We start from the raw sequence: 15,862 nt of genomic DNA, 5'->3' as shown, positions 1-15,862 counted from the left end.
TCAGGTTGCCGTCAGTACAGTGGATAAGCGGTGGAGGCATGCAACTAACCGGCCGGAGCAGCGTTCGCCTGGCCGATTGTTTCTAACTCGCGTTTCAATTTGCCGAAGGCAGGCCGCTGCGAGGGTAGGTCGGACATGCACAATTGCTGCAATCCGGAGAGTCGCTGCAAGCGCGGATCTGAATCGGCATCGTCGCAACGCTCCAACAATTCTTCCAGTAAACAACCGAACGCGCGCGCCTCGATCCGCTGGAGTTTCTGCCCTTGGCAGCCTTGTGGATCAAAGAACGAGGCCGCGCCAAAGTCGCTGAGCAGCGAATTGCCGACCGGATCGACCAGCAGGTTATGGCCATAGAGGTCGCCATGGAGGATGCCGCGCTGGTGGAGATGATCGACCACCGAGGCCACGCTCGAGGCAATTCGCAGTATCTGCCGGGCGGAAAAACGTCGCTCAGGGGCGTAGCAATCGCGCGTGCAACTGGCGAAGGATGGTGAACCGGCAAGTACTTCATAAGTCGGTTCGATAAGCTCCATCAACAAGCCAGGCAGGGCGTCGACGCTCTCGGCCAGTGGGCCAGCGACACGAATCAGGTTGGCATGCTCACCCGCGGCAATGCTCGCGGCCATCTCGCTGTGCGGTAGCCCATCGCTGGTCAGGCTGCCCTTGAACAGTTTGGCAGCCATGGGTATGGGCGCTTGTCCAGGCGGTTGCCAGTCGGCGCGATGAATGATGCCGGAAGCGCCCTGGCCGAGCACCTCACCCAATTCGATCTGCTCACGATCGACCGGCGGCAGCGGATGCTGCGCCAGTATTCGCGCTTCCATCGCATCACTGAACGGGTTGCCACCAAAGGCCAGCCAGCTCAGGCGCGGCATCGTCAGTAGCCATTCGGGCAGCGCGGGCAATCGGTTCGCGGCAATGCGCAGCAGTTCCAGTCGGGTACAGTTGGCAAGCGTTTCAGGCAGCGTCTGTAGTTGGTTACCTGCGAGCATAAGCTTCTGCAACCACTCGCAGCGACCGATCTCGTCAGGTACCGCTGCGAGCTGGTTGTCGGTCAGAATCAGCCAGCGCAGCTTTGGCGGTAGCGATTCGGCCGATAAATGGCGGATGCGGTTGGCTTTGAATCCCACCATCTCCAGATTGGCGCAGCTGCCGATTGAGGTGGGTACCGCAGTGAAGGCGTTGTACGAGCAGAACAGGACGCGCAGCTTGTGCAGGCGCGACATGTCGTCTGGCAGGCTGCTGAGCTGGTTGCCCGAGAGGTTGAGTATCTCCAGGCTGTCAGCCAGATTGAAAATTTCGCGCGGGAACGTCTGGAGTTGTTCTGACAGATCGAGGCGGGTGGCGCCGGTCAGTTCGCCACGTTTCAGTTGTTCGAGCGTATGCATGCTGTTCTCGTGCCGTCTTAGAAAGACCTGCAACAGTGGGTGCGTGCTGATGGAAACGGTGCTTGCCGATGCGGTCAGCAAATCAATGCGCTAGGACAGTGTCCGCTCATCGACGTTCAGTCGGTCCGCTCTGATGCGAGCGGCTCCGCTGGTCGCTGACGTGCGCTTACGATTCGCTCGGCGCGTGCGCGCAATTGTCCGCAGCCGCCATCGATGTCCTGTCCCGCTGAATTGCGTACCTTGGTCAGCACGCCGTTCTGATGCAGGTATCGCATGATTTGATGAATACGGTTGGTGTCCGGTCGCTGAAACTGATCATCGTCAAGGCTGTTGTAGGGAATGACGTTCATGATCGCAAACTTGCCTCTAAGCAACCGGATGATCCCATCCATCTCGTCCTGGCCGTCATTGATACCCTTGAGCAACGTCCACTGATACTGGATGGGATAATCCACCAGTCGTGCATAGGCTTCGCCCAGTTCGACCAGTTCGGCAGGGTCGAACTGCGGCGCGCGTGGCAGCAGTTCGCGCCGCAGCGCTGCGTCGGTGCTGTGCAGCGACAACGCCAGTGCGGGCTTCACCCTTTGCTGGGGCAGGCGCTCGAATACACGTGGATCGCCGACCGTGGAAAACACCAGATTCTTGTGACCGATACCGCCATCGGTGCCCAGCATGTCGATGGCGTCGAGCACGTTGTCGAGATTGTGTGCTGGTTCGCCCATGCCCATGAACACCACTTTCTTCACCGGGCGAAAACGTCGGGCGAGAGCGACCTGGGCTACGATCTCGGCGCTGCCAAGTTGGCGCAGCAGGCCACTTTTGCCGGTCATGCAGAACACGCAACCCACTGCGCAGCCGACCTGGCTCGACACGCAAAGCCCATCACGTGGCAACAGTACGCTCTCGACCATCTGACCGTCCGCTAGCTCTACTAACAGGCGTGCAGAGCCATCTGCACCGGGATGTTCGGAACGCAGCCTGACCAGGCTGGTGACGGTTTTGCTGAGAGCGGGCAGCCCATTGCGGACAGACAAGGGCAGGAAGTCTTCGGTTTTCTGATGTCGGATGCCGGTGTCCAGCGCCTGGCCCTTGAGCCAGGCACGCATCACCCGACCGGTATGAACGGGCTTGGCGCCGATCTCGGCAAGCTGCTGATGAATGTCTTGGATGCGCATAGGACGCGCATTCTAGCCAAAGGCCGGATTCTGGTCTGTAGCGACGTGAGCGAAGGGGTGGCCATTCCCGCTGCTGATTATTCCTTGAATCGGCGGCTGCCCAACGCGAGTCCGAGCAGCAATAATGCAAGCAGGCCGAAGGCAAGCGTCAGCGAACCGTAGTGAGCAATCACGCCGATCAATGCCGGGCCGGCGAGAACCCCGGCAAAGCCTATGGTGGTTGCGGCGGTGATCGCCTGGTTCACCGGCATGGCCTGTTGGCGGCTCAGCGAGGAAATCAATACTGGTGAGACGTTAGCGCAGCCCAGACCGCACAATCCGTAGCCGAGCAGAGCGAGCGCCCAGTGTTCGGTCAATATGCTCAGACCGATGCCGAGCGCCGCCAGCAGACCACCGAAGCCGATCACCCGCGCCGTTCCGAGGCTGTTCACCACTGGAGTACCGGCAAAACGCCCGATAGTCACCATCAGCGCGAAGCTGGCGTAACCCAATCCGCCCTTGGCTGTGTCCAGCGCCTTGTATTCGGTGAGATACAGCGCGCTCCAGTCCAGCACGGCGCCTTCAGCGAGATAGACAACGAAACACAGGCCGCCGACCAGCAGCACCATGCCGGTTGGGCGAACGAAGGCGACGCCGCCAGCCGGCGCCTTGTCTCGAAGAAATCCGGGCGTCACGGTGGCAATAGCCGTACCGATCACTCCGATCATCAGCAAGGTGCCCGCTGCCGGTGCGAGGCCTAGCGTTAGCGCTCCGGTGAGCGCCACGGCACCACAGATCGAGCCCAGACTGAACATGCCGTGAAAGTTCGACATGTGCCGCTTGCCGGTGTCGCGCTCGATCAAAACACCCTGGATGTTCAGCACCACATCGATGACGCCCAGACTGCCGCCGAAACAGAACAGAGCGAGGCCGAGGATCCAGATTGATTCGGTGAAGGCCATCCCTGTCAGGGCGAACAAAAGCAGCACTGCGCTGAACAGCACAACCGGACGTATCCCGCGATGTGTCACTAGCAGCCCGGATAGCGGCATCCAGGTCAGCGAGCCAACACCGATACACAGCAGCAGCGTGCCGAACAGTGCATCGCTCATCTCGATGCGCTCACGCACGTAAGGCACCAGCGGAGCCCACACTGACAGGCCGAATCCTGCCATGAAGAAGCCGACGCGTGTGGCGCGACGAGCAACGGGTGACGTGGCATCGACGGAGTGAGTCGCCGCAGACATGCACGAGTGTCCTTGATCAGTAGGAGTAAAGGCGTGGCGCTGTGTATCACAGCCGATTTATGCAGCGGTCATTGTGTCAAAGAACGAGAGGGAAAGCCGATTGCGGTTACAACCGCGGGACGGAGAAGGTAACGCCCTGTGCATCTCAGCTAGTTCGGCACATTCAGCCGCAGGCACGCCCATGGTAATCTTCGCCCTTTGCCAGAAACGCGGCCCGGAGCGGTACATGAAGTTCATTCACCAGCGCGAACACCTCAACGAAGATGACTTCGTGATCATCGAATGCTCGCAGCCGTGCAACATTCGTCTGATGAACGACAAGAATTTCCGCAGCTTCAAGAATGGCGGTCGCCACGCCTACCACGGCGGAGCCTTTGACAAGTTCCCAGCGAAAATCAAAGTACCCAACACCGGCTTCTGGAATATCACCATCGATACCGTGACGCGCAAAGCGGTCAGCGTTACTCGTAAGCCAACCCTAACGCACTCGATCAAAATCGTTCGTAACTCGCCGTCCGAGCTGAGATAACCCGCATAGCTCTGCTGTGCGGCCCGGGTGCGCTGGGACTTTCCGTGCCTGACGGAATGTCGCTCGTCGGGCCGCGCATCGTTCGCTGCATTGACGCTTGCGTTCATGCTTGCGTCTATTTAGCTTTACGTGAAGATTCTTTTGCTGGAGCTAACTATGCAGAAGCCCGGCCCAGGCGACCACGTCGACGGCGTGCTCGCTCAATGGCACAACCTGCTTCCAGAATGCGACGTATCGCCGATGGCGGTATTCACGCGTGTGTATCGTCTCTCCAAATATCTCAACCGCAGTGTGGCGACGGTCTTTCGCAAACACGGGCTGCACGACGGCGAGTTCGATTTGCTCGCCACGCTCTACCGCAGCGGTGAGCCTCGGGGATTGACGCCGAACGCTCTACGCCACGCCGCGGTGCTCAGCTCGGGCGCGATGACCAATCGTCTCGACCGGCTCGAAGCGGCCGGGCTGATCCAGCGCGTAGCCAATCCCGAAGATCGTCGGAGCCTGCTGATTCGCTTGAGTGACGAAGGGCAGACGGTTTTGCTCAGGTGCCTCAACGAATACGTGGCGACCCTACATCAGCTGCAAACCCCTCTCGATGCGCAACAGAAACAGGCATTAGCGGGCGCATTGCGCACGCTCCTGCTGTCGCTTGAAGGAAAAGACGATGACTGAAGCTAAGCGTCGCACGCATGCGCACCTGGGCATGCTGTTGTGGGCATTGTTTGTGGGCCTGTCGTTTCCTGCGGTGGGCCTGATGAGTGAAGGTTTACCCCCGTTACTGCTTACCGCAATACGCTTCAGCATCGCAGCATTAGCGCTACTTCCGCTGCTTTGGCGTCATGAGGACCGTTGGCCGAGCCTACCGGGGCTGCTGTTGTACGCCTTTATGGGTCTGAGCCTGGCTGGCTTTTTCGGCACCATGTTCTGGGCTGCGCATCGCATCAGCGCGTTGTCGATGGCCACGCTATTCGTCAGCGTTCCGCTGTTGGCGTACTGCATCGGCCGTGGCCTGGGTGTGGAACGGCCCGCGGGGCGGCTGCTGGCGATACTGGCGCTGGGCGCGTTCGGTGCACTGGGCCTGGCCCTTGCTGAAAGCAACGGAGACTTGACGGAACTCAAGCTCGGCTTTGGAGAACTGGCTTTTTTCTTCGGCTGCATCGCCTCGGCGTTGTATCCGGTGCTGAGTAAATGGGGCCTGCATCGTGGCGTGCTTGCCCAGCAGGCCGGGTTGCGGACCTTTTGGAGTCTGCTCGCAGGCGCCGTTCTGATTGGCATATTGGGGCTGATCTTGGAGGAGCCTGCCGGGCTCACAAAGATGAATCTGAGCGACGCGGCACTGGTGATCTACCTCGGCGTCTTCTCAAGCGGCATGACGTTCTTCCTGCAGCAGCGGGCCACGGCAGTGCTGACGCCTGGCGCGGTAACCGCTTATAGCTATCTGGTGCCTTTCGTGTCGATGGTGTTGCTATTTATCGAGCATCCGCAACGAATCGGTTGGCATTGGCTACCGGGAAGTCTGCTGGTAATGCTTGCCATCGCTCTGTTGCTGCGGCACGGCGCGAATCCTGACTGACCCGAATCAACCCCCGCTCAGGCTGAGAAAATAGCTGTAGAACTCGTTATCCCTGACATACCCCAGCGACTCGTAGAGACGCTGTGCGCCGGTGTTAGTCTTTGCCGTCTCTAGCGCTAGAGCCCCGGCGCCGGTCGCTATTGCATGCTCGCTGGCGCGTTTCATTAGCATCCGCCCGATGCCGCGACCTCGGGCGCTTTCAGTCACGTAGAGGTCATTCAGTATCCACGAGCGCTGCGCGGAGATGGACGAGAAGATGGGGTAAAGCTGAGTGAAGCCCAGATAGGTTCCTGCGGCGTCCCGCGCATAGAAAATCACCGACTCGTCATTACGAATGCGTTCGGCGAGAAAGATGTTGGCCAATGCGAGATCGGACGGCTGGCCATAGAACATCCGATAAGCATTGAATAACGGGGCAATGCCGCTTACCTCGGCGACTTCGGCTCGCAGAATTTCAGGTTGCATGATTTGCCTTCGCTCTGTGATGGAATACCGCAACGTTAGTTGAGTCGGCTCGCAACACCGGCATGTACCGGCTCACACCAATTCGCAGAGTGTCCTGCCCAGTTCGGCAAACGCTGCGTTGCGGTCGTCGAACGAGGCGGCCGTCTCGGTCATGTAGATGCTGACAATTAAGGGTTCCCGCCCCGGCGGCCAGATAACGGCCACGTCGTTCATGGTGCCGTGATTGCCGCCTCCCGTCTTGTCGCCGATCCGCCAGCTGGCTGGCATACCGGCCCGCAGCTTGGCATCGCCTGTCTTGTTGGCAATCAGCCAATCGCTTAGCCGCTGCTGTGACGACGCGGAAAGGGCCTCGCCGAACAATAAGGCATCCACGCAGTGCGACATGGCGTCTGGCGTCGTGGTGTCTCGCGGATCGCCGGGTGTCGCTTCGTTGAGCTCGGTTTCCCAGCGATCGAGCCGGGTCATTGTGTCGCCGAGTGTCCGGGCAAATTCGGTAACCCCGACTGGGCCACCGACGTGCTCGAGTATGAGATTGCCCGCCGTATTGTCGCTGTGGGTCAGCGCAGCTTCGCACAGCTGGGCGAGGGTCATGCCGTTGCCGTCGGCCTGGCTTTGCGTGATCGGTGAATAGTCGACTACATCGGCCAGCTCGAAGCGGACAACATGATCGAGCCGTTCCTGCCCCCTATCTACTCGAGCCAGCAATGCGCCGGAGGCGAGCAGTTTGAAAGTGCTGCACATGGGAAAACGCTCATCGGCCCGATGCGCCCAATGTAAATTTATTTGCGGACTTCTAACCACCGCACCGATGCGTGCACCGAGTCTGGCTTCTAGCTGGATCACCTTGCGGATGAAGCTATCTTGGGATGCATCGCTTGTATTGCCATTCAACGGACTAGCCGCGCAAACGCTGCCAACGGCGAGGCTGGCCGTCGCCGAGAGGAAGCAACGTCTTGTCAGGCTCAATGAAACCTCCTGTTAGAGGTGCGAATCGTGTAAGTGCATTGGTGCCTGGCATGCTCGATCAGGCGGATGGAATTATTCGTCTTCGGTGCAAGCGCTAACTGCGCCCATGCATCTAAGGCGATGCTGAGGCGGATCGCCCAGCGTCCAGCTGTCGTCTTCGGCGCTGTATTGCGCTTCCATCACAGCGTTGTAGCTGAACTGCCACCGTCGCCGTTCACGCCCGTCCAACGACTCGATTCGCAGCGCTACTTCTTCGCTGGAAAAGGATTCGTCGGCGAGCGCGGCTGCTTCGGCGCGATCCAGAAGCTGGTCGTTCAGGCTGAATTCGAAGGCATGCAGCCCATTGATTTCGAGCATGTCGGCAGTTTCGAGCTGGTCGAGCAGGTAAAGGGGAGCGGCGGGCATGATTGGTGTGTACCTAATCGAAAGGATAAGTATGGTTGGAGTGCCCTGCTAATCGCGCATAACAGGGCAAAAATGCCTCGTCGATATACGCTTTTATGGGCAAGACTCAAGCGCTACTTCTGCTCCCAAAAGCTCGCATCGCTGCGTTAGTTGTCATAACCCAGGTTAGGCATCAGCCAGCGTTCGGTCACAGCCAGTTCCTGACCCTTGCGCTTGCTATAGCTCTCGGCCTGATCTTTGTCGATCTTGCCGACCGCGAAGTATTGCGCCTGCGGATGGGCGAAGTACCAGCCGCTGACGGCGGCAGTGGGGAGCATGGCGTAGTGCTCGGTCAGGGTGACCTGGCTCGCGCCGTCCGCATCGAGCAGCTTGAACAGTGTGGCTTTTTCGGTGTGATCGGGGCATGCCGGATAGCCGGGAGCAGGGCGGATGCCCTTGTATTGCTCCTTGATCAGCTCTTCATTACTCAATTGCTCTTCCGGGTCATAGCCCCACCAGTTCTTGCGCACCTGCTGGTGTAGCCATTCAGCGCAGGCTTCGGCAAGGCGGTCGGCGAGCGCTTTCACCATGATCGAGTTGTAGTCGTCACCGGCGTCCTGGTAGGCCTTAGCGACTTCTTCGGCGCCGATGCCTGCGGTGGTGATGAAGCCGCCCACATAGTCGGTCACACCGGTGTCCTTTGGCGCAACGAAGTCAGCTAGCGAGAAATTCGGCTTACCGTCGGTTTTGACGGTCTGTTGGCGAAGGTGGTGCAGCTTGGCTAGCGGCTCGCCATTGTCGCCGTAAACCTCCAAGTCATCTTCGTCGATCTGATTTGCCGGCCAGAACCCGAACACGGCACGCGCCTTGATCAGTTTTTCATCGACCAGCTTGGTCAGCATGGCCTGCGCGTCCTGGAATAGCGCAGTGGCGGCTTCACCGACGATTTCGTCTTCAAGAATGCGTGGGTATTTGCCAGCCAGATCCCAAGCGATGAAGAACGGCGTCCAGTCGATGTAATCGACCAGAGTGCCCAGATCGATGTCTTCCAGCACCTTGCGCCCGGTGAAGGTCGGTTTGACCGGCGAATACTCGGCCCAGTCGAATTCGGGTTTGACGGCGATGGCTTCGGCGTAAGTCAGGCGTTCGGTGCGGGCGCTGCGGTTTGCGGTGCGCTCGCGGATGATTGCGTACTCTTCGCGGGTTTTTTGGGCGAAGGCCGGCTTCAGTTCTTTCGACAGTAGCGTGGTCGCCACGCCCACCGCGCGCGAGGCGTCGGTGACGTAGACCACCGCGTCGTTCTTGTAATGCGGATCGATCTTCACCGCGGTGTGCGCCTTGGATGTGGTGGCTCCACCGATCATCAATGGCAGGTGGAAATCCTGGCGCTGCATCTCACGGGCGACGTGGACCATTTCGTCCAGCGATGGGGTAATCAGACCGGACAGACCGATGATGTCGCATTTTTCAGCGATGGCCGTCTGCAGGATCTTTTCTGCCGGGACCATGACACCCATGTCCACTACGTCATAGCCGTTGCAGCCGAGCACCACGCCAACGATATTCTTGCCGATGTCGTGAACGTCGCCCTTGACCGTGGCCATGAGAATCTTGCCCTTGGCTTCGGGCTTGTCGCCTTTTTCGGCTTCGATGAAGGGAATCAGGTGCGCCACGGCCTGCTTCATCACGCGGGCTGACTTGACCACCTGCGGCAGGAACATCTTGCCCGAGCCGAACAGATCGCCGACCACGTTCATGCCGGCCATCAGCGGGCCTTCGATGACCTCGATGGGGCGCGCGCATTGCAGGCGGAATTCTTCGGTATCTTGAACGATATGGGTAGTGATGCCCTTGACCAGTGCATGTTCCAGCCGTTTCTCGACGGTGAAACCGCGCCACTCCTCGGTTTCCGCTTCCTTGACGCTGCCGTCGCCCCTGAAATCATCGGCGATAGCCAGCAGCGCTTCGGTGCCGCCGGTCGTGCGGTTGAGTACCACGTTCTCGACAGCATCGCGCAGTTTCTTTGGGATTTCGTCGTAAATCTCCAGCTGTCCGGCGTTGACGATGCCCATGGTCAGGCCGTTCTGGATGGCGTAGTAGAGAAAGACCGAGTGGATCGCCTCACGCACCGGATTGTTGCCGCGGAACGAAAACGACACGTTGGACACGCCGCCCGAGGTCAGGGCGTAGGGGAGGTTGTCGCGGATATAGGCGCAGGCTTCGATGAAGTCCACGGCGTAGTTGTTGTGCTCATCAATTCCGGTGGCGATGGCGAAAATGTTTGGGTCGAAGATGATGTCTTCTGGCGGGAAGCCCACTTCGTCGACCAGGATGTCGTAGGAGCGCTGGCAGATTTCACGCTTGCGCGCGGCAGTATCGGCCTGGCCGGCCTCGTCGAACGCCATCACTACCACGGCGGCGCCGTAGCGCTTGCACAGCTTGGCGTGCTGCTTGAACTGCTCGACGCCTTCCTTCATGGAAATCGAGTTGACGATGCCCTTGCCCTGGATGCACTTGAGGCCGGCCTCGATCACCTCCCACTTGGAGGAGTCGATCATGATCGGCACTCGGGAAATGTCTGGCTCCCCGGCGATTAGATTGAGGAAGGTCACCATGGCCTTCTTCGAGTCCAGCATGCCCTCGTCCATATTGATGTCGATCACCTGCGCGCCGGCTTCCACCTGCTGCAGGGCGACTTCCAGGGCTTCGGTGTAGTTGTCCTCACGGATCAGTCGGGCAAACTTCGCCGAGCCGGTGATGTTGGTGCGCTCGCCAACGTTGACGAACAACGAATTGCGATCGATGGTGAAGGGCTCGAGGCCGGATAGCCGGCAGGCCTTTGCAATATCAGGAATCGCTCGCGGTGCATATTGGGCGACGGCCTTAGCGATCGCCTCGATATGGGCCGGCGTGGTGCCGCAGCAGCCGCCGACGATATTGAGGAAGCCCGCTGCCGCAAATTCCTCGACTACGGAGGCCATTTCCGCCGGGCTTTCATCGTACTCACCAAAGGCGTTTGGCAGGCCGGCATTGGGGTGCGCCGATACATGAGTTTCAGCCTTGTTCGAGAGTTCTTCCAAATAAGGCCGCAGCTCTTTGGCGCCAAGCGCGCAGTTCAATCCGACGGAGATCGGCTTGGCGTGGCGCACGGAATTCCAGAACGCCTCGGTGGTCTGGCCGGACAGCGTGCGACCAGAGGCGTCGGTGATGGTGCCGGAGATCATGATCGGCAGCTCGAAACCGATCTCTTCGAAGACCTCCTGCACGGCAAAGATGGCGGCTTTCGCGTTGAGAGTGTCGAAGATGGTCTCGATCAAAATCATATCCGCGCCACCTTCGATCAGGCCGCGGGTGGCTTCGGTGTAATTCTCCACCAGCTCGTCGAACGTGACGTTGCGGTAGCCTGGATTGTTCACGTCCGGTGAAAGCGAGCAGGTACGGCTGGTCGGGCCGAGTACGCCAGCAACGAAGCGCGGGCGATCCGGTGTTTCGGCCGTCTTGGCGTCGGCGGCCTGACGGGCCAAGCGCGCGCCTTCGACGTTCAGCTCGTAGACCAGCGCCTCCATGCCGTAATCGGCCTGGGACACGCGAGTGGCATTGAAGGTGTTGGTTTCGACGATATCGGCGCCAGCGTCGAAGTACGCTTTTTCAATAGCGCTAATGGCGTCCGGCCGGGTAAGGATCAGAAGGTCGTTGTTGCCCTTGAGGTCCTGAGGCCAGTCGGCGAAACGTTCGCCGCGGTAGTCGAACTCGTCCAGTCTATAGCTTTGGATCATGGTCCCCATGCCGCCGTCGAGAATCAGAATGCGCTCCTTGAGCGCCTGCTGGAGTGCCTGGAGACGGGCGTTGCGGTCGAGCATGGGGACTACCTGAAAGCTAGTTTGCGAGGACCGTGAATGATAGCAAAGCTGCATGCTTTTTGATCATGAGCTGATTTGCATGAGCAATGCTCATATTCAGCCCAATGTAGTAACCTGCCAATAATTCCTACTAAAATACTAGGACTTTATCCGGCGCGGTGGTTGGCGTACACTGCCTCCATGTCTGAGAGGAGTTCCCATGAGCGCCATTACCATTACCGAAGCTGCACACGATTACCTGGCCGATCTGCTTGAGAAGCAGAACACCACGGGCATCGGCATCCGGGTCTTCATTACTCAGCCCGGCACGCCCTACGCGGAAACCTGCATCGCCTACTGTAAGCCCGGCGAAGAAAAGCCGGACGACATTGCTATTGCGCTAAAGAACTTTACCGCCTGGATCGATGGCGTCAGCGAGCCCTTTCTGGAAGACGCGTTGGTCGATTACGCCACTGACCGCATGGGCGGTCAGCTGACCATCAAGGCACCGAATGCCAAGGTGCCAATGGTCAATGAAGACAGCCCGCTGAATGAGCGCATCAATTATTACCTGCAAACTGAAATCAACCCGGGGCTGGCCAGCCACGGTGGGCAAGTTACGCTAATCGACGTAGTCGAGGAGGGCGTAGCGGTGTTGCAGTTCGGCGGCGGTTGTCAGGGCTGTGGACAGGCCGACGTGACGCTCAAAGAAGGCATAGAAAAGACTCTTTTAGAGCGTATCCCAGAGCTCAAAGGTGTGCGTGACGTGACGGACCATACCAATAGGGATAACGCCTACTACTAAAGCTGCAAAGGCCGCAACGGCCCAAGTTGCGGGCGTTTCAGATAAAATATTGGCAAAATGCCATTATTTATTCGGCGCCACCACCACAGCGCTTGCTCGCTGGGATAAGCTGTCCGGGTTCCGGGGACCTGGATAACTGAGCGAGCGCTGCATGTCTGCCGTTTCCCTGTTAATTTGCGATGATTCGAGCCTGGCGCGCAAGCAATTGCTGCGTGCGCTTCCGGCTGCCTGGCCGCTGAGCATTCACCAGGCGGCCAGCGGTCGCGAGGCGCTCGAATGTATTCGTGGGGGCGGCATCGACGTGCTGTTGCTCGATCTCACCATGCCGGATATGGACGGCTATGAGGTTCTCGCGGGGATTCGTGATGGCCAGCTCGATTGCAAGGTCATCGTCATATCCGCGGATATTCAGGAAGAGGCTGTACGACGCGTGCTGGCGCTGGGCGCGCTGGCATTCATCCGTAAGCCCGCGGACCCCATGCATTTGCGACAGACGCTGGCCGGGCTCGGGCTGATGGGCAGCGAATTATCGATGCTCGGCGAGCGGGAAGCAGGGCCAATCGTCTTTCGCGATGCTTTTAGCGAGGTGGTGAACGTCGCGATGGGGCGTGCGGCGGCGTTGCTCGCAAAGGTCCTTGGGGTCTTCGTGCAGCTGCCCGTGCCTAACGTGAATATTCTTGAAGCCAGCGAGCTACATATGGCGCTCGCGGATGCGGCCCACGGCGACAAGCTTACCGCGGTTTGCCAGGGCTATATCGGCGGCGGTATTTCCGGCGAGGCACTGCTGATCTTCCACGACTCGGAAGTGGCCGACATGGCGCGCCTGATGCACACCGATGATTATCGAGAGCTGGAAATGCTGCTCGATCTGTCGAGTCTGTTGATCAGCGCATGCCTGAGCGGGATCGCCGAGCAGATCGATGTTGTATTTTCCCTAGGGCATCCGCAGGTGCTGGGGCAGCATGCTTCGATCGACGAGCTCATCCGCTTCAACCGGCAGCGCTGGAAAAGCACGCTCGCGGTGGAAATCAGCTACAGCCTGGAAGGCCACGATATCCATTTCGATCTATTGCTGCTGTTCACCGAGGATTCGGTTGAGCTGCTGTCTCGCAAACTTGCCCACATGATGAACTGAGCATGTCCGACTCGACCAATCTGAGCGAGCTCCACTGGCTCCAGGCAATTGTCCAAAGCATTGACGTTGGCGTCGTGGTGCTGGATCGCGTCTACCGCGTCGATGTATGGAACACCTTCATGGAGAATCGCTCCGGGCGGTTACCCGAAGACGCGCATAAAAAATCTTTCTTCGAGCTGTTCCCTGAGGTGGACGAGCAGTGGTTCCGACGCAAGGTGGAAAACGTCGCGACGCTTGGCACTCCATCCTCCACGATCTGGGAGCAGCGTCCGTATCTGCTGCGATTCAAGAATTACCAGCCGATCACCGGATTGGAAGACTTCATGTATCAGAACACCACGCTGCTGCCATTGAAGGGGCTCAACGGCAGCATCGAGCAGATCTGCTTGATCATTTACGATGTGACTGACGTGGCAACCAACCGCCGCCAGCTGCAGGCGGCAAACCAGGAACTGCAGCGGCTTTCTAGTACCGATCGCCTTACTGGCCTGTTCAACCGAGGCCATTGGGAAGAGATGCTGCGTCAGGATTATGCTCGGCACCGTCGTTACGACAGCAATGCAGCGCTGGTGATGTTCGATATAGATCACTTCAAGAAGATCAATGACAAATACGGCCACCAGGCTGGTGATGCCGTAATCCAGCAAACAGCCAATCTCATCCGGCAGAGCATGCGGGGCGCCGACGTCGCCGGACGCTATGGCGGCGAAGAATTCGTGGTGCTGCTGCCGGACACCGACAGTCAGGGTGCGGTGATGTTTGCCGAACGGCTGCGCCAGTCTTCCGAAGCTTATGAGGTGAGCCATGAGAACCACCGCATCCGATTTACCATCAGCTTCGGCATCGCCGATCTCAGTCTACCCACGAGCGGCTATGCGCAGCTGATCGAACGGGCTGACAGCGCTCTCTATGCGTCGAAGTCGGCGGGCCGCAACCGAGTGACGCTCTACCAGTAGGTAGTTTGTCGTTAGCCCGAATTACGTTCGGTCAGAAAACTCAACAGCGCGACTTCTTCGCTGCTCATCCATTTGCGCTTTCTTGCCTTTGGCAGCTTCGCGAGATCGCCCGACACGAAGGCATCAAGGACGTCGGGATGGATGTAGCACTGGCGACATACAGCGGGGGTGTTACCCAGTTGGCGGGACACCTCCTTGACCGTTTCGACCAGGTTGCGCCGAGCGACTGCGTCGGGCTGCCACTCAAGCTTGCGCAGATATTCCAATGTCAGAGCACTGCCTGCCCAGGTGCGATAATCCTTGGCGGTGAAGTCCCCGCCGGTCATTTCGCGAAGGAACTGATTTACATCGCTGGAGTTCACGGCATGGCGCTGGCCGTTTTCGTCCAAGTATTGAAACAAATGTTGCCCAGGCAGTTCCATGCAGCGCCGCATGATGCGCGCCAGGCGTTGGTTCTTCAATGTGACCTGATGCTCCACGCCGCTTTTGCCTCGAAACTGAAAGCGAATCGCAGTACCGCGTACGTCCACGTGGCGCGTGCGGAGGGTGGTCAGGCCATAGGAGCGGTTTTCTCGCGCGTAGCGTGAATTGCCGACGCGAATCAAAGTCGACTCAAGCAACTGCACCACCAGCGCCATGACTTTCTCGCGCGGCATTCCACGCAAAGCCAGGTTCTGTTCCAAACGCGCACGCAGTTTGGGCAACGATGCACCGAACGACAGGATGCGTTCGTACTTGTTACTGTCCCGGATCTCCCGCCAGCGCGGGTGGTAGCGGTACTGTTTACGGCCACGTGCATCTCGCCCGGTTGCCTGCATGTGGCCCATGGGATCGGGGCAGATCCATACGTCGGTATAGGCCGGAGGGATGGCCAGCTTGTTGATTCGTGAAATATCCGCTGTATCGCGAATGCGCTCTCCGCTCGGGAGAAAGTAGGCGAACTTGCCTCTCAGTATCCGGCGGCTGATGCCGGGACCAGTGTCATCTACATAGTGCAGATCAGCAGGAAGTGCCGGGCAAAGAGCCGTGCCGGTATCGGGCTGCTCATCCTTTGGCACGGGACGAATGCCTTTTGCTTGGGCCAGATGAGTCTCATCGCTCTGGTCGATCAGCATCTGAAATCCCTCATGAACGCATCGCGTCGCTATCGTGCGACGTGATAGCGCAAGCAACCCTTCGGTCTTGCGACGCTCGAGTAAGCGTTGTAACACGACCCGGGGCGTCGAAGACGTTGGTACAGATAGCGGTCAGTCCTCGCTCTCCTGGCTGTTACGCATCAACAGCCGAATCGCCGCAACCAGCTCGTCGATTGCTTCACGATAGAGGGCCGGATCTGCCTTTGTCTCGGCATGGTCAGCATGCTTTCGTGCGGTTTCGAGATGTTCATTTATCGAGGAATAGTCGCCAATCATATGAGCACT

15 protein-coding genes are annotated in these 15,862 nt (G+C 58.9%); 6 read left to right on the top strand and 9 right to left on the bottom strand.

Annotated elements, in window-relative coordinates:
• Positions 1–44: 44 nt before the first annotated feature.
• From D7241_RS07295 to D7241_RS07285, 3 genes are all read right to left on the bottom strand, one after another.
• Positions 45–1,388 (bottom strand): protein kinase, encoded by a 1,344-nt coding sequence (locus D7241_RS07295; protein ID WP_408100937.1) that lies wholly within the window; start codon positions 1,386–1,388, stop codon positions 45–47.
• A 116-nt stretch (positions 1,389–1,504) separates the two neighbouring features.
• Positions 1,505–2,563 (bottom strand): RNA methyltransferase, encoded by a 1,059-nt coding sequence (locus D7241_RS07290; protein WP_408100936.1) that lies wholly within the window; start codon positions 2,561–2,563, stop codon positions 1,505–1,507.
• Positions 2,564–2,640: 77 nt separating this feature from the next.
• Entirely contained in the window at positions 2,641–3,789 is a 1,149-nt protein-coding gene (locus D7241_RS07285; RefSeq protein WP_408100935.1) for an MFS transporter, read from the bottom strand.
• A gap of 226 nt (positions 3,790–4,015) precedes the next feature.
• Between D7241_RS07285 and D7241_RS07280 the strand changes: the two genes are divergently transcribed.
• The 3 genes from D7241_RS07280 to D7241_RS07270 all read left to right on the top strand — a co-directional run bounded on the left by D7241_RS07280 (position 4,016) and on the right by D7241_RS07270 (position 5,891).
• On the top strand, positions 4,016–4,318 hold the full coding sequence (locus D7241_RS07280; RefSeq protein ID WP_272887179.1) for a DUF1883 domain-containing protein: 303 nt from the start codon (positions 4,016–4,018) through the stop codon (positions 4,316–4,318).
• A gap of 156 nt (positions 4,319–4,474) precedes the next feature.
• Positions 4,475–4,990 (top strand): MarR family winged helix-turn-helix transcriptional regulator, encoded by a 516-nt coding sequence (locus tag D7241_RS07275; protein ID WP_408100934.1) that lies wholly within the window; start codon positions 4,475–4,477, stop codon positions 4,988–4,990.
• On the top strand, positions 4,983–5,891 hold the full coding sequence (locus D7241_RS07270) for a DMT family transporter (protein ID WP_408100933.1): 909 nt from the start codon (positions 4,983–4,985) through the stop codon (positions 5,889–5,891). Before D7241_RS07275 ends, D7241_RS07270 begins: the two co-directional genes overlap by 8 nt.
• A gap of 6 nt (positions 5,892–5,897) precedes the next feature.
• On the opposite strand, the gene D7241_RS07265 is transcribed toward D7241_RS07270, so the two are convergent.
• The 4 genes from D7241_RS07265 to metH all read right to left on the bottom strand — a co-directional run bounded on the left by D7241_RS07265 (position 5,898) and on the right by metH (position 11,566).
• Positions 5,898–6,356: a GNAT family N-acetyltransferase gene (locus D7241_RS07265; protein ID WP_408100932.1), complete on the bottom strand. Its 459-nt coding sequence runs from the start codon at positions 6,354–6,356 to the stop codon at positions 5,898–5,900.
• Positions 6,357–6,428: 72 nt separating this feature from the next.
• Positions 6,429–7,199, bottom strand: coding sequence for a class A beta-lactamase (bla, locus tag D7241_RS07260; protein WP_408101205.1), 771 nt, complete (start codon positions 7,197–7,199; stop codon positions 6,429–6,431).
• 195 nt (positions 7,200–7,394) lie between these two features.
• Positions 7,395–7,727 (bottom strand): DUF5629 family protein, encoded by a 333-nt coding sequence (locus D7241_RS07255; protein ID WP_408100931.1) that lies wholly within the window; start codon positions 7,725–7,727, stop codon positions 7,395–7,397.
• 146 nt (positions 7,728–7,873) lie between these two features.
• On the bottom strand, positions 7,874–11,566 hold the full coding sequence (metH, locus tag D7241_RS07250) for a methionine synthase (protein ID WP_408100930.1): 3,693 nt from the start codon (positions 11,564–11,566) through the stop codon (positions 7,874–7,876).
• A gap of 199 nt (positions 11,567–11,765) precedes the next feature.
• Here metH and nfuA point away from each other — a divergent pair, with 199 nt between their 5' ends.
• From nfuA to D7241_RS07235, 3 genes are all read left to right on the top strand, one after another.
• Positions 11,766–12,350: a Fe-S biogenesis protein NfuA gene (nfuA, locus tag D7241_RS07245; RefSeq protein WP_255976206.1), complete on the top strand. Its 585-nt coding sequence runs from the start codon at positions 11,766–11,768 to the stop codon at positions 12,348–12,350.
• Positions 12,351–12,501: 151 nt separating this feature from the next.
• The gene (locus D7241_RS07240; RefSeq protein WP_408100929.1) at positions 12,502–13,485 is read left to right on the top strand and encodes a response regulator; all 984 of its coding nucleotides are present in this window, start codon (positions 12,502–12,504) and stop codon (positions 13,483–13,485) included.
• Positions 13,486–13,487: 2 nt separating this feature from the next.
• Positions 13,488–14,441 carry a diguanylate cyclase gene (locus D7241_RS07235; protein WP_408100928.1) on the top strand — a complete coding sequence of 318 codons (954 nt, stop codon included), beginning with the start codon at positions 13,488–13,490 and terminating at the stop codon, positions 14,439–14,441.
• A gap of 11 nt (positions 14,442–14,452) precedes the next feature.
• Here the strand turns inward: D7241_RS07235 and D7241_RS07230 are convergent, their stop codons facing one another.
• Positions 14,453–15,556, bottom strand: a complete 1,104-nt coding sequence (locus D7241_RS07230) for a DNA topoisomerase IB (protein WP_408100927.1) — start codon at positions 15,554–15,556, stop codon at positions 14,453–14,455.
• A gap of 132 nt (positions 15,557–15,688) precedes the next feature.
• Positions 15,689–15,853, bottom strand: coding sequence for a hypothetical protein (locus D7241_RS07225; RefSeq protein ID WP_255976197.1), 165 nt, complete (start codon positions 15,851–15,853; stop codon positions 15,689–15,691).
• Between the last annotated feature and the right edge of the window lie 9 nt (positions 15,854–15,862).

Source organism: Stutzerimonas sp. VN223-3, assembly GCF_045999685.1.
Classification (GTDB): Bacteria; Pseudomonadota; Gammaproteobacteria; order Pseudomonadales; family Pseudomonadaceae; genus Stutzerimonas; species Stutzerimonas stutzeri_AR.
Note: the sequence above shows the minus strand (reverse complement) of the source record. Positions and strands in the feature narration are given on the sequence as shown.